This is a genomic window from Pseudoalteromonas sp. JC28 (assembly GCF_013319255.1).
Classification (GTDB): Bacteria; Pseudomonadota; Gammaproteobacteria; order Enterobacterales; family Alteromonadaceae; genus Pseudoalteromonas.
Genome location: NZ_QOKX01000007.1, coordinates 41,899 through 61,261, shown reverse-complemented (window position 1 = coordinate 61,261; position 19,363 = coordinate 41,899). Strand labels below are relative to the sequence as shown.

Annotated in this window: 5 protein-coding genes; 3 read left to right on the top strand and 2 right to left on the bottom strand. The window is 47.7% G+C overall.

Going from position 1 to position 19,363, the window contains the following annotated elements:
* Position 1: 1 nt before the first annotated feature.
* From DS891_RS15755 to DS891_RS15745, 3 genes are read left to right on the top strand one after another with little or no spacing between them, the layout of a single operon-like run.
* On the top strand, positions 2–4,540 hold the full coding sequence (locus tag DS891_RS15755; RefSeq protein WP_174170305.1) for an SDR family NAD(P)-dependent oxidoreductase: 4,539 nt from the start codon (positions 2–4) through the stop codon (positions 4,538–4,540).
* Positions 4,541–4,542: 2 nt separating this feature from the next.
* The gene (locus tag DS891_RS15750; protein ID WP_174170304.1) at positions 4,543–7,926 is read left to right on the top strand and encodes a non-ribosomal peptide synthetase; all 3,384 of its coding nucleotides are present in this window, start codon (positions 4,543–4,545) and stop codon (positions 7,924–7,926) included.
* A complete protein-coding gene (locus tag DS891_RS15745) occupies positions 7,926–15,359 on the top strand; it encodes a non-ribosomal peptide synthetase (protein WP_174170303.1) in 7,434 nt (2,477 codons plus the stop codon). Before DS891_RS15750 ends, DS891_RS15745 begins: the two co-directional genes overlap by 1 nt.
* A 143-nt stretch (positions 15,360–15,502) precedes the next feature.
* Here the strand turns inward: DS891_RS15745 and DS891_RS15740 are convergent, their stop codons facing one another.
* Both DS891_RS15740 and DS891_RS15735 read right to left on the bottom strand, forming a co-directional pair.
* Positions 15,503–17,701, bottom strand: a complete 2,199-nt coding sequence (locus DS891_RS15740) for a TonB-dependent siderophore receptor (RefSeq protein ID WP_174170302.1) — start codon at positions 17,699–17,701, stop codon at positions 15,503–15,505.
* Between the two features lie 86 nt (positions 17,702–17,787).
* Positions 17,788–19,092 carry a lysine N(6)-hydroxylase/L-ornithine N(5)-oxygenase family protein gene (locus DS891_RS15735; protein WP_010607670.1) on the bottom strand — a complete coding sequence of 435 codons (1,305 nt, stop codon included), beginning with the start codon at positions 19,090–19,092 and terminating at the stop codon, positions 17,788–17,790.
* Between the last annotated feature and the right edge of the window lie 271 nt (positions 19,093–19,363).

The window sequence follows — 19,363 nt, the reverse complement described above, 5'->3', positions numbered from 1 at the left end:
CATGACTACAGAAACTTATTCAAGCACAGATATTGCCATTGTCGGCCTAGCAGGTCGTTTCCCAGGAGCTGAGAACGTAGATGCCCTGTGGGAAAACCTAAAAAACGGGGTGGAATCAATCAAAACCTTCACAGAGGCAGAATTACGTGAACTTGGGGTGCCGGAAGCGACTATTGCTGACCCCAACTTTGTCCCTCGGTGTGCGTTGTTGCCTGATCAAGACAAGTTTGACGCGTCATTTTTTGGCTATTCACCGCGTGAAGCAGAAGAGCTTGACCCGCAGCAACGTCTCTTTTTAGAAACCGCTTGGCAGGCGCTGGAAAATGCTGGCTACGATGGTGACAAGTGTGACTTTCCAATAGGTGTCTATGGCGGCTGTGGCGTAAACACTTATCTAATCTCTAATTTGATGCAAAGTGGCCGTTTTAGCGATCTTGGTAATATCTCGCAGCTACAAGCGCTGATGAACGGTAATAACAAAGATGCCATGACCATGACACTGGCCTACAAACTAAACCTAAAGGGCCCTGCGGTAACGGTACAAACGGCATGCTCAACTTCCTTGGCTGCAGTCCACATGGCGACACGCTCATTATTGAATTATGAGTCAGATATGACCTTGGCTGGCGGCTCATGGTTGAACTTTTTGCATCAGGGCGGTTATGTATATCAACCCGGCGCAATTTTGTCTCCAGATGGTCACTGTCGTCCGTTTGACGCAGATTCTCAAGGGACGGTAATTGGTTCTGGCTCTGGTGTCGTGGTACTTAAACGCCTTGAAGATGCAATGGCTGATGGCGATACCATTTATGCCGTGATCAAAGGCTCTGCAATGAATAATGATGGTAATACTAAAGCAGGTTACACCGCACCTAGTGTGGATGGGCAGGCTGAAGTTATCGCCGCAGCACTGGAAATGGCTGATACCCCGGCAGAGAGCATTGGTTACGTTGAAGCGCATGGTACCGGCACGGTGATTGGCGACCCCATTGAAATTGCTGCGCTCACCCGCGCCTACCGAATGGATACTGAGCAAACGCAATATTGTGCCGTAGGTTCAGTCAAATCGAATGTCGGCCACCTAGATGCAGCCGCAGGGGTTACCGGGTTAATAAAGGCCGCGCTGACAGTGAAGCACGGACAAATCCCGCCGAGTTTGCACTACAAGCAAGCTAACCCAGAAATTGACTTTGCCAATAGCCCATTTTATGTCGCGGATAAGCTGACGCCTTGGTCAAATGAAACAGGCCCACGCCGTGCTGGGGTGAGTTCATTCGGCATTGGTGGCACCAATGTGCATGTGGTCCTTGAGGAGCCACCAGTTCAACGTGCGACGCAGTCGCAGCGCAACTGGCAAATCTTGCCGCTGTCAGGCCATACCAAAACTGCACTGGCCAGTCGCCGCGAGCAGTTAGCAACTTGGTTTAAGCAAGCAAGCACTCAGCCTTTGTGGCAAGATAGTGCTTACACTTTGCAAGTCGGTAGGAAAGGCCTAACCCATCGTGCTGTCGTGGTAGCGCAAAATAGTGAGCAAGCGATTGCAGCACTGGCTGACGACACCAGCACATTAAGAGCACAAGGGCAGTTAACGGTTTCGGGTGACAGACCCGTTACCTTTATGTTCCCGGGGCAAGGTTCGCAGCATATCAATATGGCCCGCGCACTGTATGAGTCAGAAAGCGTGTTTAGAGATGCATTTGACCGCTGTCGGGAGGGTCTGATAGCGCATGTTGGGCAAGATATTAAAGACCTTATTTTTGTTGATGAAGCGGACGTTGAGCACGGTGCGGCGCAACTAAAACAAACCTCAGTCACTCAGCCGGTATTATTTGCTGTGGAATATGCATTGGCGCAGCAATGGTTGGCGTGGGGAGTAAAGCCCAGTGCTATGATTGGCCACAGTATCGGCGAATACGTCGCCGCGTGTATTGCCGGGGTGTTTAGTTTAGAGGATGCATTATACCTAGTCGCCAAGCGGGGCGAATTTATTCAGGCGCAAGCACCGGGCTGTATGTTATCGGTGGCGCTCTCAGAAGCCGCCTTAGCTCCTTATCTTGATACCGACAATCTTGAGCATAAAGTTGAGCTGGCAGCGGTGAATAGCCCTGAAAACTGTGTTGTATCGGGCTCAGAGCAAGCGATAGCGGCACTATCAAATAGGCTCACTGAGCAAGGGGCCGTAGTACAGCCTTTACATGTTTCCCATGCGTTCCATTCGTCCTTGGTGAGTGATGCAGGTGATCAACTGGCTAAGTTGATTGCCCAGGTTCAGTGCAATGCCTCAAGCATTCCATTTGTATCGAATGTAACAGGCACTTGGATAACTGACCAACAAGCGACCGACCCTCAATATTGGGCGCAGCATTTAGCACAAGCGGTGCGCTTTAACCAAGGTCTGCGCACTATCATCAATCTTGACAATCCAGAGTCAGAAAATGGCTTAGAGCAAACTGTGCTACTCGAAGTGGGACCAAGTAATACGCTAAGTCAACTTGCTGGACGGGATGCAGAAGTAAAAGCGCAAACGAGTATTGTCACTTCGCTACCACACCCAAGAAAAGCGCAAGAGACAGAGCAACACTTTGCCTTAGCCTTGGGGCGTTTATGGATTGAGGGCGTAGAGATTGATTGGGATGCCTTGTATGAGCAGACGCCTCATCGCGTCGCCTTACCTGTTTACCCGTTTGAGCGAAAACGTTTTTGGATTGAAGCTGATGCAAATATTGTGGCGCAAAACAACCATAACGCCTTAGCACCAAAACCGATTGAACAGTGGTGTTACATCCCTTCATATAAGCGCTCGGTTCCTGATTTAACTCAGCCCGTTGAACTGGGTTGTACTTTGCTATTTGAAACAGAGCATAAGGCCTGCGACCTGCTCCTTGATAAGCTGCACACGCAGAGCGATAAGCTAATTCGGGTCAAATTAGGGCAAGCATATCAGCAAGAATCGGATAATGAGTTTGTGATCCGCGCGGCACAGTTGAGCGACTATCAGCAACTTATTGCAAGCGTGAATCAAATTCATGGTCCTGTATCGCATATATTCCATTTGTGGAGCTTGCCGACCAGCGAGCCTACTGATTTAAGCCAAACTCAACAACAGGGCATGATGAGTCTAATCGCACTTGCTCAAGCACTTGAATCGCAACAGTTAGGTCAGCCGGTTAATTTGAGCGTAGTGAGCCAAGGGTTGGCCGATGTGTCGGGCAATGATGAGATTTCACCCGCTCAGTCGATGTTACTTGGCCCATGTAAAGTCATCCCGCAGGAGTTCCCACACATTCAGTGTCAATTGGTTGATTTTGGTGCACAACTTCACGGTGACTGGGTAGATTGGTTGTTGTCAGAGCAGCATGGCGAAGCGGGCGAGGTGGTTGCTTATCGGTCTTATCATCGTTGGCTGATGGGCTTTGAAGCAACGGCTAAACCTAAGCAAAATGAAGCGATTTATCGCCAAGGTGGGGTGTACTTAATTACCGGCGGTTTAGGTGGCGTTGGTTTGGTAATGGCTGAGCATTTGGCGGAGCACTACCAGGCTAAATTAGTGTTACTTGGTCGCAGCACGCCTTCAGAGGCACAACAGCAAAAATTAGCACAATTGCAATCTTTTGGTGCGCAGGTACTGGTTAAACAAGCGGATGTGGCGGACTTTGAACAAATGGCAGAGGTTGTCGCACAAGCACATCAGCAGTTTGGGCAGATCAATGGGGTGATCCATGCCGCTGGGAGTGGTGCAACGTCCTTAATTAGTTCGACGGATGCCGCGTTTGTCGAGCAGATGTTTGCTGCCAAAGTTGTGGGAACGCAACATTTGTTGGCTTTATTTAACGGGCAGCCACTGGACTTTATGGTGTTGTGCTCATCGCTTGCCAGCATTGCAGGTGGTTTATCTAAGGCCGCCTACGCGTCAGCGAATGCCTATCTAGATGGTATTGCACAACAATACGCTCAGCGATTGGCGCAAACAGGCGGTTATCCAATACTGGCTGTTAACTGGGACAGTTGGCGAGAGGTCGGCATGGCTGGTGATATGGATATGCCTGACGGAGTCGGTATCGCGCCTCAGCAAGGGGTTGAAGTTATGGCGCGCATACTCAGCGCACCAATATTGCCGCAAGTTGCGGTCTCAACGCTCGACCTTCCTGCACGATTAGAAGCCACCAAAGGTAACCTGTTAGATGCAGAATTGACTATGGCAGATGCGACACCTCGCAGTGGTGGCTATGAGCGTCCTGAGTTATCAACGCCATATGTTGCGCCAGAAGATGATTTACAAGTTGGTATTGCGCAAGTCTGGAGCGCCATGTTGGGGATAGAGCAAATAGGTATTCACGATAATTTGTTTGAGCTGGGCGGTGACTCCTTAATGGGGGTACAAATCATGTCGCAACTAAGCAATAAGTTCGAAGTGACCTTGTCGCCAGCATCCTTTTTTAAAGAGCCAACCATATTGGGTCTTGCTCGAGTAATAGAAGCCATTCTAATACAAGAGCTCCAGCAAGAGCTGGCCGAAGAGCTGGCTGAGGGAGCGAAATAAGCATGTCGATCAATGCACTATTGGCAGCGCGCAAAGGTAATATGACACTGGCGCAGAAAAAAGCCATGCTTAAACAGCTCGAGGATAAACAGCCAGTTCAGTCGAGTGCGCCAGTAATTAAAAAACTTGGCAAACTTCAAGCGCCGTTATCGGCGGCGCAGCAAAGGCTGTGGTTTGAGTGGTTGATCAACCCTGAAAATACCGCATACCACCTTGGTGGGGGGATGTGTTTAAGTGGCCATCTAGACAAAGACGCGCTGCGTGCAAGCTTAGATCACTTATCTGAGCGCCATGCTGGGCTGCGTACTCAATTTGTTGAGGGGGAAGGGGCTAAACCTGCGCAAGTGGTTTTGCCGACACTGCGCTTACCGCTGGAATGGGTTGAGCAACACGAATTAGCCGCTGAAGTCGCAGCACTGCAAGCACATGATACAGAGCTGAGTCACGAACAGGCGCAAGAACAGGTTTATAAAACAAGGTTGGCGCGTTTTGCAGCAGCGCCCTTTGATTTACGGACCGGTCCTTTGATGCGAATGCAGTGGTTGCAGTTTGCTCCAGAGCAGCACGTACTCTTAGTCGTGATGCACCACATAATTAGTGATGCGTGGTCGAAGAGCTTGATTATTAAAGACTTCGTTGAAATTTATCAAAAAGCGAGTCTCGCTCAACCCATCACCCATGACGCGAACCGGCTAGATTATACTGACTTTGCTCAGTGGCAAAATGATTGGCTTAACAGTGATGCCGAGCAAGTACAGCAGCAGTGGCAATTTTGGCAGCAGCAACTCACAGGTTCCTTGCCTGTGGTTGAACTTGGTGTGACAAACTCAGCGAATAGTGTACCTAAGGCAGAGCAACTCGTTACTCAGTTACCCGCGCAATTGGCAGCACAAGTCACACAATTTGCGCGTGAACAAGGGGTCTCGCTATTCGTCGTGTTATTGACTGCGTATCAAGCTTTGCTGCATAGATACACAAACGAAGATGAGCTGCTGACGGCGGTTCCGGTGGCAAATCGGAACCAGTTTGCTACCCATAGTGTGGTTGGCTTTTTTGTTAATATACAGCTGATGCGCTTGCCTGTCGCTGGTGAATTAACGCTACAGCAGCTATTGCGCAACTGTGCCAAACAGGCATTAGCAATCCAAGCGCAACAAGACATCCCCATAGACTCACTGATGAAGCGTTTTCAACCTAACTTGCAGGGCGCAACGCCTTATCAAGTGATGTTCAATCACCTCAAAGATAGCAGCAGTGGTTTAGCACAATTGCATGGTGCCTCGTTGACCAATTACTTTAGTTTGACTCAGGGCATAATGTGCGACCTTGCGCTAGATACAACCGAGCTAAGTGATGGTGGCGTGCAATTACAATGGCGTGTTGATAGTAGTAAACTTTCAGTGGCTTGGATCTCTACATTTGACGAGCAATATCAGTCACTCCTGCGCACCTTTTGCCAAGCTCCAGAGACTCAAATTCGCGATCTTTTACTGAACAGTGCCGAGCGGAAAGCGGCTTTAGCGGCGCTTGAATCCGGTGGTAAAACTTCAGCAAGCTTGCTTAGCGTACCTCAAGCATTTGCGCTTCAGGCACAGAAAACCCCAGACGCGATTGCGTTAAGGTTTGCGGGCGAGTCTGTCACCTATGCTGAATTACAGCAACGGGTAAATCAATTAGCACAGTATTTGGTGGCGCAAAATATCAGCCATGAGTCGAAAGTGGCATTGCTATTTGAGCGCAGCATTGAGATGGTGGTGGCGATGCTGGCTACGCTTCAAGCTGGCGCGGCTTACGTACCAATCGAGCCTCAACTGCCCGAGGCTCGCTTACACTATATTATTGAGCAAAGCGCCTGTGCATGTATCTTGAGTCATGCTCCAGTAAAAGCGCAGCTGGCAGAGAATATCAGCGCTCAAGTAACATGGCTTGAGCACTTAGAGTTAAGCGCTTATCCAACCACAGCACCCAATGTGACAATCCATTTAGATAACTTAGCCTATGTGATTTATACCTCAGGCTCGACGGGCAAGCCCAAAGGGGTTGCATGTGTACATCGTGGCGTCGCAAATCGCTTGGCTTGGGGGCAAACTCGCTATCAGCTTCAAGGCAGTGATAGGGTGTTGCAAAAAACGCCATTTGGTTTTGATGTATCTATTTGGGAGTTCTTCTGGCCATTAACGCAAGGTGCAAGCCTAGTATTAGCAGCGCCAGAACAACACAAAGAACCGTCACAAATTCGGCAACTTATTGAAACAGAAGCGGTGACGGTTTGTCACTTTGTTCCCTCCATGTTGCAAGCATTTATGACGGGGATAAGCAGCTCACGCGAAGCGCTGGGCGGAAAAACCTTATGCCCAAGTTTACGCCAAGTATTTACGAGCGGTGAAATGCTTACCTTGCAAACCCAACAGCAATTTTTTAGCTACTTTGAACAAACGGCACTGCACAATCTTTATGGACCGACAGAAACGGCGATAGAGGTGACAAGCTGGCAGTGTCGCCAGCAAGATGACGTTATTCCAATTGGTAAACCTATCTCTGGCGTACAAGCTTATGTATTGGATGGTGCGCTCAATCAAGTGCCGATAGGGGTGGCAGGAGAGTTATATCTCGCCGGTGAGTGCTTGGCGCGCGGTTACTTATCTAGACCGGATCTCAGTGCCGATCGTTTTGTCGCGAATCCATTTGCCGATAGCAACAGCCAAGGCGCTAGAATGTATCGCACTGGCGACAAGGTAGTTTGGAATGATGAAGGTCAACTTGAGTTTTTAGGCCGCTTAGATCAGCAAGTGAAGATCCGTGGTTTGCGGATTGAATTGGGCGAAATAGAGAGCCAGCTAAGGCAATTAGCCAATGTAGTTGATGCTGCGGTGTTAGTGAAAAGTAGCGTTGGTGGCGAGCAATTAGTGGCATATTTGGTGTTAGCAAATGACGCTGAGTTTGAGCCTGATACGCTTAACTCGCAACTCACTACTCAGTTGCCGCAATATATGCTCCCTAGTGTGTTTGTGCAGCTTGAAAAATTGCCGCTCACCGTGAATGGCAAGCTAGACCGTAAAGCTTTACCTGAGCCATCGTTACAGCAATTTTCAACGTTTGCGGCACCACAAGGTGAAATCGAAAGTGGACTGGCCGAGATATGGCAGCAGGTGCTGCAGCTTGAAAAAGTCGGACGTGACGACAACTTTTTTGCACTTGGCGGACATTCTTTACTTGCGGTGGAAACCCTGAGTCAAATCCAAGCACAATTTGGTGTAGACATTGCGGTGCGTGACGCCTTTGCGAATCCAATACTAAAAGACTTAGCTGCCATTATTTCAGCACAAACAAATCCAGAGCAAGAAGATGCCTTGCTCGACTTAGAAGCATTTATGGAGAACCTATAATGAGCAGTGAGGTCATCCAACGCATTGCTGAGCGCTTTCATCAGTTACCTCAAGATAAACGCCAGCTGGTCTATCAAAAGGTGCAAGCCGATGGGCTGAACATGCGTCAGTTTCCCGTTTTACCTTTTCATCACTCAGCTGAGGCTGCTGAGCTGTCTTATGCACAGCAACGTCAGTGGTTTTTATGGCATTTAGACCCAGACAGTGCAGCGTATCACATCACTGGGGGATTACAGCTTGAAGGTGAGGTAAACCTGAGTGCGTTGACACGTGCTTTTCAGCTATTAATTGCTCGTCACAGTTCGCTTCGCACGCAATTTGTACAAGTTGATGCTGAGGTAAAGCAGCAGGTGCTACCAATCGAGATTGCCAATGATTTTCAGGTAGAGGTAGGAGCGGGTGATAACATTGATGCGGTGCGTCAGCAATGGTTAAACACACCGTTTAATCTCACCCAAGGCAACTTAATCCGCGTGGGGTTACTCACGCTTGCGCCAAACCAATATCAACTGGTAGTGGTAGTGCATCATATTATTGCTGATGGTGGTTCATTACAGATTCTAGTGGGTGAATTTGCTGCGCTGTATAGCCAATTGCTTAGCGCTGAAATTGCACCGGGAGATTTATCGAGCCAGTTGGCCCAGTCAGCGCTACCGGCACTGAATATTGCCTATGGTGATTATGCTAAATGGCAGAAAGACTGGATGACGGCCGGTGAACTTGAGCGTCAGTTAGCGTATTGGCAGCAAAAGCTCGGTGACGAACAACCGGTGTTACAGCTTAAGGTGGATAATGGTTTAGCTCAAAACTCAGAGCATGGCAGCACTCGCGGTGCCTCACACGCTTGGCAATTACCACAGAGCTTAACGCAGCAGCTAGGTACTTTTGCCACCAGCCATCAGGTTTCTCATTACATGGTATTGCTGACGGCATTTCAGGTATTGCTACAGCGCTATACCGGGATGGAGCAGATCCGTATCGGTACGCCAATCGCGAATCGACAACGGGCTGAAGTCGCCAATTTGGTCGGCTTATTCGTCAACACCCAAGTGCAGGATAACCGCTTTGACAGCCGCACTTCATTGCAACAGGTTTTAGCACAGGTAAAGGCTTCCACACTTGGAGCACAAGAATATCAAGATTTACCGTTTGAGCAATTAGTTGAAGCCTTGCAACCTGAGCGAAGTAGCGAGGTGCATCCGTTATTTCAAATATTGTTTAACTATCAGTTTGGTGATTTAAGCCAGTTACAACAGTTGCCAGAGCTCAAAGTGGGTGAATTGCCTGCAACCACAGGAGAAGTGCAGTTTGAGTTGGTGTTAGATGCTCATGAAAACCGAGCAGGCGCTTGCTTGTTGACCTTTACTTACGATCAAAAGGCCATCTCCACTCAACGCATTGTTCGCATGAGTCAGCACTTTGAGCGAGTGCTTGCTGCCTTGCTCACTGAGCCGACTATGGCCCTTGGTGACATTAACTTGCTAGACGATAGTGAAACGCAGCAATGGCAGCGTTGGGGGTTAAATCCACAACTAGAAGACACCACCCCAGTGCAGCAAAAGTTTAGCCGTTTGGCTGACACCCAGCCAGATGCAGTGGCAGCGGTATTTGCAGATTTAACGTTGAGCTATAAACAACTGGATGAACGTTCAAATCAGCTTGCGCAGCACCTTCAAAGCCTAAATATTGGTCGCGAAGATAGAGTCGGTGTAGCGCTACAGCGCAGTATGGATACGGTAGTGACGTTATTAGGCGTGTTAAAAACTGGCGCTGCCTTTGTGCCTATGGATCAAGATTATCCGCCAGAGCGACTGGCTTACATCGCAGAAAATAGTCAACTCACAGCCATTATCACTCACCCTGACGCACAGTCGAAATTAACCGAGGTGCTGAAAGATACGCAGATCACACACCATTTGGCTTCTCTGCCAGTCGTCAACCTAGCACAATTGCCTTGGCAAACGTTGTCAGCCCAACCGCTCGACGTGGCTATTCATCCCGAGCAATTGGCTTATATGATTTATACTTCGGGCTCAACGGGTCGCCCGAAAGGAGCTGCGATCAGCCATCGTGCACTGAGTAACTGCATGGCATGGATGGCAAGACAATACTCTCCACAACCTGAGGAAGCGGTATTGCACAAAGCCGCCTTTGGGTTTGATGTGTCTTGCTGGGAAATTTTCTTCCCTCTGAGTGAAGGGATGTCTGTGGTGGTTGCAAAACCTGGTGACCAACGCGATCCACTCGAACTGAAGCGACTTATCCAACAGCAAAGAGTCGCAATTACCTCGTTTCCTCCGGCTTTATTACAGGCCTTTATCGAGCTACCTGATGTGGCTGAATGCACCTCGCTGCGGCATATCATGTGTGGTGGTGAAGCCGTGCCTGCTGAATTATTCCGTGACACATACAAGGCACTGCCTGATGTTGTGATGAACAACCTATATGGGCCAACAGAAACCACAATTCATGTAACCCACTGGCCTTTTATTAACGACAAGAGAAGCTTGGCACCTATTGGCCAAGGTATTTCACAAACCCATACCTATATTTTAGATGCCAGTTTAAACCCCGTGCCAGAGGGCGTTACTGGAGAGTTATACATAGGAGGCATCCAGCTGGCCAGAGGGTATTTTGCTCGACCAGATTTAACCGCCGAACGCTTTGTTGCAGACAGCGTGTTAGCTAATGGCCAAAGGATGTATCGTACTGGTGATTTGGCGCGCTGGAATCTAAACGGTGAGATTGAATACCTAGGTCGTAGCGATGACCAAGTACAGATCAGAGGGTTTAGAATAGAGCTGGGTGAAATTGCCGAGCAGTTAAGACGCTTACCTCAAGTGCGTGAAGCCAAAGTCTTAGTTAAACACTTGGCTACTGGCGATAAATTGGTCGCTTACGTAACTGGTAGTATTCAAGATGAGCAGCAATTAGCTCAAGCGCTTGGTGAAAATGTCCCGGATTATATGGTGCCCAATGCGTTTGTGGTGTTAGATAAAATGCCACTGACAGCCAATGGTAAAGTCGATAGCAAAGCTTTGCCTGAGCCGCAATGGGCCAAAGCGCAAGAATATAGCGCACCGATAGGTGAGGCTGAAACCATGGCTGCACACCTATGGGCAGATTTACTCGGCCTTGAGCGAGTGGGCAGGGATGACAACTTCTTCTCATTAGGTGGCCACTCACTGCTGGCGATTAAGCTGGTGGAGCGTGCCCGCCAAGCTGGCTGGCAAGCACAAGTGAAAACCCTATTTAGTCAGCCAGTGCTCAAACACTTCGCTGCTGCCCTTACGCCTTACCGCCAAGATACGGCACCAGAAACCGCATGGTCAGGGATTGCGACGGATACCGCTGTTATCACCAGTGAAATGCTGCCATTGGTCAGTCTGGATAATGACCAGATAGCTAAAGTCGTCGAGCAAGTAGATGGGGGCGTACAAAATGTCCAAGACATTTATCCGCTGGCACCGCTGCAGTCGGGAATTTTATTCCATCATACTTTGCAAGAAAAAGGCGACGCTTACATTACGCCTAATCTATTACGTTTTGAAAGCCGCGCGCAGCTAAGTGCATTTGTTGATGCGCTTAACCTGGTTATTGCCCGTCATGATATTCTGCGGACAGCCATTTTTTGGCAGGGCCTGCCTGAGCCTGTGCAAGTCGTGCAGCGTCAGGCCAAAGTGGAAATCAAGTGGTTAGATTATGCCTGTGACGCGCCATTAGCTGCCGATGAAGCAGGCTTAACGGCAGCAGCAAGACGCTTAAATGAAGCCGTAGATCCAACCCACTTTAGACTAAACACACAGTGTGCACCTTTAATTGCCGCCATCGCTATTGCCGAAATGCAAGACGAGACCTGCTGGTTGCAACTGCCGAGTCATCATTTAGTGATGGATCACACCAGCTTAGAAGTACTCGTTGAAGAAGTGCAGATGATTTTAGCGGGTAATGCAGCGCTACTGCCAGAGCCTGTGCCGTTTAGACATTTTGTGGCGCTAGCGCAGCAAAACCCAGAGGCCGAAGCGGAGCAAAATACGTTCTTTAGCGAATTATTAGGGGATATAGAAACGCCAACTGCGCCATTTGGGTTGTTAGATATTAAGGGCACAGGTGAGGACATTCTAACGCACGAAACTGCCGTGCCTGAGGCACTGGCCGCCCAAGTGCGCCACCTTGCCGTAAAGCAAAACACCAGTGCTGCGGCGGTATTCCACCTAGCTTGGGCGATGGTGCTACAAAAGCTGACCGGACTAAATGATCCGGTATTTGGCACGGTGATGTTTGGCCGCTCACAAGGTGGAGAAGGTGCCGACAGGGCTGTTGGCATGTTTATCAATACACTGCCGATCCGTTTTCGATTGCGCCAAGCAGATCTTAAATCAGGATTGCAACAAGCGCAGCAGCTGTTAACTGCGCTTATTAGCCATGAAAGTGCGAGTTTATCCAAAGCTCAATCTTGCAGTAGCGTAGCGAAAGGAACGCCGCTGTTTTCGACGCTGTTGAACTATCGCTATAGCCCAAATGCGCACAAACATGGTGATTCGAAAAAGCTCTATGTTACCGATGATGGCTGGCAAGTATTTGGCGGTGAGGAACGCACTAATTACCCTATTGGAGTTTCTATTGACGATGCTGGCGATGGCTTTAACATCGTAGCGCAAACACTACCGAGTGTTGAACCTGCGCAGTTGTGTGGCTATTTACTGAATGCGTTGACTCAGCTTGTCGCAGAGCCTGCACTAAAACAGCTAGGTGATTGGCAAGCGTTGACTGACAATGCGTGGCAAACTCAGCGCTTGTGGAGCGAAAACACCACCAAAGAGAACACCCAGCAAGCGGTCTACCGCTTATTTGAAGCACAGGTGCAAAAACAGCCTGACGCTATTGCCGTCACATTTAAAAACAATCACGTGCGTTACGCTGAGCTTAACCAACAAGCGAATCAGCTCGCGCATTATCTACAATCACGAGGTGTGGGTATAGAGAGCCGAGTCGCTGTGGGCATGTGGCGTAGTGTTGAAACCGTGATAAGTCTGTTGGCAATCATGAAAGTGGGTGCCTCGTACGTACCACTAGATTTAGATTATCCAGCGGAGCGTTTGCAATATATTGTGGCATCGAGTGGCGTACAGTTGCTATTGACTCATGCTGAAGGGGTAGATGCACTGCCGCCATTCCCTGAGCAGATCACGCAGTGTGTATGGCAACAGATAGACTTAGCGCCATACAGCCAAGATAACCTCATTGTCGATGCTCACCTAGAGCAACTGGCTTATGTGATTTATACCTCGGGCTCGACGGGACGACCTAAAGGCGTGGCTATTAGTCACCGCTCACTGGTTAGCTGTATGCAGTGGATGCAGCGCGAGTATCAACTCACACGGGAAGATGCGGTGTTACATAAGGCACCATTTGGCTTTGATGTGTCTTGTTGGGAGCTATTTTTCCCACTGAGTCAAGGCGGCCGCATTGTAGTATCTGAACCCGGAGATCATAAAGATCCAGACAAATTAATTGCACTTATCAAGGCGCAACAAGTTACAACAGCAAGTTTTGTACCGACGATGCTACAAGCCTTTATTGAGCAAACTAACCCCAATGAAGAGAACTATTTACGTAACATTATGGTAGGAGGAGAGGCTGCGCCACCGGAACTTCGTCAACGTATGTTCGCCGCGCTGCCAAATGCCAAGGTGCATAATTTATATGGACCAACAGAAACCACAATTCATGTGACCAACTGGGAGTTTACGCAAGCACCACGAACCACAATTCCAATCGGTCGTGCTATCTCAAACACCAGTTGCTACGTACTCGATGAATACTTGACGCCAGTTCCTCAAGGGGTAGTAGGTGAGCTCTATTTAGGTGGAGTAGGGTTGAGCCGGGGTTATCTTAACCGCCCTGACTTAACCGCAGAGCGATTTGTTGCCGATCCGATATCCGCATCAGGTGGTCGCCTTTACCGTACCGGTGATTTGGTGCGTTGGAATAAAGAAGGGCTGATAGAATACATGGGTCGACTTGACCACCAAGTTAAGATCCGAGGCCTACGTATTGAACTTGAAGAAATTGAAGCTCAGCTTGCAAGTATTAGCGGTATTCAAAAAGCCGTTGTATTGGCAAAGCCTTCGCCGTCAGGCGACCGTTTAGTCGGCTATGTGCAGTCTCAACAAGTACAGTCAAGTGATGAGCTAAAAAGCATCTTAGCTAAAGTCTTACCTGACTATATGGTGCCAAACAGCATTTTGAGTCTTGAGCGCTTGCCACTTAGCCCGAATGGGAAAATTGACCGCGACGCTTTACCGGAACCGGTTTGGCAAGATAGCGGAGAGTTTGTTGCGCCAATAAACGACATGGAGCAAAGTGTGGCGCAAGTCTGGTCTGAGGTTTTAGGAATCAATAATATCAGTCGTTTTGCTAATTTCTTTACGCTTGGCGGCGATTCTATCGCATGTCTAAAAGTGGTGTCATTGATGCGCCAACGTGGTTTTGAAATGGCGGTAAAACACATGTTTGAAACCGCAGATCTGAGTCAGTTAGCCTTGCAGTTGACTGAATTGCAAGGCGCTACCGGCTCTGGAAATACACTTTGTAGCGAGCCTATTATCGCACTGAATCAAAAATCAGCTGCTGCAAGTGCGCTATTTTGCTTACATGATGGTTTTGGTAAAGTGTTGGACTACACCACTTTGGCAAGGCATCTAGATGGCAAGCGTACGGTGTACGGACTGACTTATCAGCCTGGTTCTTTAACTGGACAAGCTGCTGATTTATCTGCACTGGTGGCATCGCATCTGAGCGAAATTCGCAAAGTGCAAGCTCGCGGACCTTACCGTTTATGTGGCTGGTCTTTAGGTGGCGTGTTGGCGCACGCTATTGCCGCTGAGTTAGAACAACAAGGTGAGCAAGTAGAGCAGCTGCTTTTACTTGATCCTTACTCGCCACCTAATGCAAGTGCACAGCGCTCAACACTGGCAGAGCAAATAGGCCCAATGATGCAGCTACAAACCTTCTTCAGCTTATTACTGAGCGAAGAAAGTGGGTTTGCTTTGATGCAAGACGTTGAAATACAAAGTACGCTGGCTGAATGTTCTGCTCAACAGCAGATATCAAGTGATGACATTCAAAGGTTGATGCAGCAAGTGTTTGAGCACCCAAGGACGGAGTTTATGACGGGTTACGGACAGTTAACGGCTCAAGACTTATACGATTTATATCTGGCCTTCCAACCGCTATTTTTGGCTGCTGTCAATATTGAGACGCTGCCTGTTTTCACCGGTAAGGCTGAACTATTTTGGATGAAAGGTCGAGAGCAAGCGCATAAAGCATGGTGGTACGAGTGGTTGAATAGCCAAAGTGTTTCGTCTCACGACTTGGATGTTGGACATTTCGCGGTGGTTAAAGATTGCACTATATTAGAACGTGTCTAGCGAAGTTTAAAGTTAAAGTATAAAGCGGCTCTAAGTCGCTTTATTTTTATCTTTAGGGTTGTCTTTGGAAGGTTTGTCTTTGGAAATAAAAACGGCGCTGAGTAGCGCCGTTTTTGTGAGAGTTAATTTCTAGTTGCTATCACTTACCATTGGTAAGTTGCAGTTAATGCGATATTTCGGCGACTGCCATAGGAGCAGGATGTTTCACCACATGAAGCGATAACCTTTTTGTCGGTTAGATTACGCACATTGAGTGCAAAGCGCCATTGTGCCAGATCATAGCTTGCCATGGCATCAAACAGGGTGTAACCCTCAACGGTTTTAGGTGCTTTTTCACCAGTACCTTTGTTACTACCCGTGTAACGTGCGCCTAAACCTACAGTGAAGTCGTCAGTAAGTTGATAGTCGCTCCAGATATTAAACTGATGCTTTGAAACTGCTTTATCCTGTTTGCCGACTTCGTCAGCAAGTCTTGGATCAAGACCACTCTCAGTGACATCCGCTTTTGGAATGTAAGCGTAAGAAGCGGTTAAGTTCATTTTTTCAGTTGGTTGCACAAAGGCATCGAACTCTAAACCGCGCACAACGACGGCACCCGTTTGTTTGTAGCCAGCAGGTTCGGTTGTCCATACCCACTGAGTGAAGTCACTACGTTCAATCTCAAATACCGCTGCACTATAGCTCGAAGTTGAGTCCTTTGGTTGATAGCGCACACCGGTTTCGTATTGTTTACCTGTTTCAGGTGAGAAAGGACGAGCGGTAGCAGGGTCAACATTGGTTGTCGGTGCAAAAGATTCAGAGTAGCTAAAGTAAGGTGCTAAGCCGTTGTCAGCTAAATAAACAACCCCGGCGCGAGCACTAAATTCTCTGTCTGTACGCACTGATGTCGGGTCTACTTGGCCTTCTAGCGTCTCATTTTTTAGCTTTGCTTCATCCCAACGACCAGCCAAAGAAATGATGATCTTCTCATTAATTTTGATTTGGTCTTGGATATAAATACCAAACTGCTCTAGCTTGGAAATACCCTTGATGTTAGGTTCAGGCTGGATCACACTTGAGCCGTAAGTCGGGTTAAAGATATCAAGATCAGCTAACACACCGCCGTAGCGCGCTCTCACTTCAATCTCTGTATCTTGATAATCGGCACCAATGAGTAATGTGTGTTCTACGTTGCCGTGTGAAAACTGACCGATCAAATGTGTGTCGATAGTAGCGCCGCTGACTTTCTCTTTACTTGATAGTGGAGTACGGGCTAAGTAACGGAAGTTTTCTGGGTCACTTGGGTTATCAGCATTTTTTTGCGCCCATTTACCCCAAATGACGCCATAGTCAACGTCAAATTCCGCATAGCGCGCGTGTTGCTTGATTTGCCAGTTGTCATTGAAATGATATTCGCCTTTATAACCTACCACCCACTGCTCTTGGTTGTAGCGGTTGAAATCAGGCTCACCAATCAATGTTGAAAACGGGATTTGGCCGTTAGGGTTCGGCAAAATAGTACCTATTGTTGGGTAGGCGTGCCAAGCAGCGCCAGACTCAATGTCGTAGTATTGTGAGTAAAAGGTAATTTTCCCTTGGCTACTTGGTTGCCAAGTCATTGACAGTGCTAGGTAGTCGCGATCGTTTTCTAGTGGATCGGTACTCAAATCAGATTTTTTGGTTAAGCCTGTCACGCGATATAAATACTCGCTGTCGTCGTCAATTGGACCTGACATATCAACGGCTAGTTGTTTGAGGCTGTTATTGCCAAGCTTGATCTGCAGCTCATTTTGCGAAAATGGCGTTGGCATTTTACTAACTAGGTTTACTACGCCACCCGGACCATTTTGACCATATAATACCGAAGAGGGGCCTTTAAGAATTTCTATACGCTCCATACCGTAGCTTTCGGTCTGCCATAAACCCCAGTTACCACTGTTACGGATCTGAAGACCATCTTGGTAGAAACCAGGTGCATAAGCATCGAAACCACGAATGTATAACCAATCGTATTGTGGTAAGTCACCCCAAGGTGCGGTATTTACACCTGCGGTATATGATAATGCTTCTGTTACACGCGTTGCGCCAATGGCTTCAATTTTATCTGCGGTGACAACATTGATGGTTTGTGGCACTTCAATTATTGCAACATCGATTTTTGAGCCAGTTGCACTGCGGCGTGCATTGTAACCTTCAACCGGACCTGTTGCCGTTTCTTGGTCGGCATCAGCATTGACGGTAACCGCTTTTAGTTTGCTTGGCGAGTTACCTTCAGCATGCGCAGTTGATACCAGTGTTAAACCTAAAATGGCGGCAGCAATGGGTGATAGGGTTAACAATGGGGTTGAGCGTTGTTGTTTCACAAAGACTCCTTATTATTTTTGAGAAGCAGATTTATTTATGAGGTGATTGAGCAGAGCTTTTCTCAATCACCCGTTTTAGTTCGAGGCTAGTCCACTAGCGCCGTGTTATCAGTAACTTGAGGCGTTGATGTTTGTTTTAGTTGTTTAAGTACCTCGCCAATTTCTTGGCTACGGACTGCCAAAATTGATAACAAGGTATCGCTCAGTCCATGGGAGCTTTCGCATGCGCCTTGCAAGAAAATATTCGGTTTAAAGTCTTCCGTGCTTTGAATGCGGTAGTCGCGTCCCACAGTAAAGTCACCTAAGTATTTTGATAAAGGCGCCAATAGCGTTTTGTGCTGATCTCGTACATAGCCTGTTGCTAGCACTACCGCATCGTAGCTACACACTTTAGTGTCGCCAGTTTTGCGGTTTGTGAGGGTTAGATGAATACCGTTTTCGTCCGCGTCAACCGCTGCGACTTCTGTGCTAGAAAGGAAGCGATGGCGATAGTGGCTGCGTACTTTTTGTTCGTAAAATACGCCGTAAATTTGTTCGATAAGGGGTAAGTCAGGACAAGCGTAATTGGTCTGGCGGTATTCTTTTAAGAAGGCTTCGCGTTCGATATCGGATTTGGAGAAAACCTTATCAGTATATTCTGCATTGAAGATTTCATTTACAAATGGACTGTCGTCCGATGGCTTAATAGAGTTTGCACGAATAACAAAATCGACTTGGTTATCATCTGCGCGGCCGTGTAAATCCATAAATATTTCGGCGGCACTTTGGCCTGCGCCAATGACGGCAATTTTCTTAGCTGTGTTATTTGCTTCAATAGCAACTTTGTAATCATTACTGTGGAATACGCGGGTGTCGCCCGCCAGTTTTCTAAATTGTTTTGGTATATATCCACCACCACCAATACTGACGACTAGGTTATCTGTTTCAACGACTTTTTCACTGCCATCAACACCTCTGGAATGCACTTGTAGCGCAACAACTTGCTCGTTTTCTAAAATCGGTTGGACATCAAATACTGTTTCGCCATAGCTGGTTTGATCTTTAAAATGCGAAGCCGCCCATGCTAAGTAGTCGTTAAACTCATGTCGGCTTGGGAAAAATGTTTGAAGGTTGATAAAGTCTGCTAAGCGATTTTTTTGGTGTAAATAGTTAATAAACGTAAATTCACTTTTAGGATTACGAATAGTGACAAGGTCTTTCAAAAAGGAAATTTGCATGTGCGTGTTTTCGAGCATCATATTTTTATGCCATGAAAACTCTGGCTGACGTTCCATAAACAAGGCATGGTTAGCCCAATCTGTTAGACCTTGCTCGCGAAGTGCGATTGCTAGTGCAATATTAGAAGGTCCGAAGCCAATACCTACTAATGAAAAGCGAGATGTGTTGTTCATACTTAATCCTCACAGTTACGGTTAGCTACTGCTATTGTCCTAGGGCCTGCTGAGCGTCAAGACCGACAGGGCGCTATTAATACCAATTAGTCTTAATAGTTGCTCAATTTGAAGGAGCAAATCTGACGCTAACCGCGTTAAAAATTTCTCATTTAGAACAACTAAATAGCAAAATTTTCGCCTTGTTATCGACAAGATTTTCTCGCCTCAAAATAGATCACTTAATTAAGCGAATTGGTATGACTATCAGAAGCTCAACTAAAATTATGTT

What these genes read in the sequence shown, in the direction of transcription:
- DS891_RS15750 (WP_174170304.1), top strand. Translation starts at nt 4,543, where the DNA reads ATGTCGATCAATGCACTATTGGCAGCGCGCAAAGGTAATATGACACTG.
- DS891_RS15735 (WP_010607670.1), bottom strand. Translation starts at nt 19,092, where the DNA reads ATGAACAACACATCTCGCTTTTCATTAGTAGGTATTGGCTTCGGACCT.
- DS891_RS15755 (WP_174170305.1), top strand. Translation starts at nt 2, where the DNA reads ATGACTACAGAAACTTATTCAAGCACAGATATTGCCATTGTCGGCCTA.
- DS891_RS15745 (WP_174170303.1), top strand. Translation starts at nt 7,926, where the DNA reads ATGAGCAGTGAGGTCATCCAACGCATTGCTGAGCGCTTTCATCAGTTA.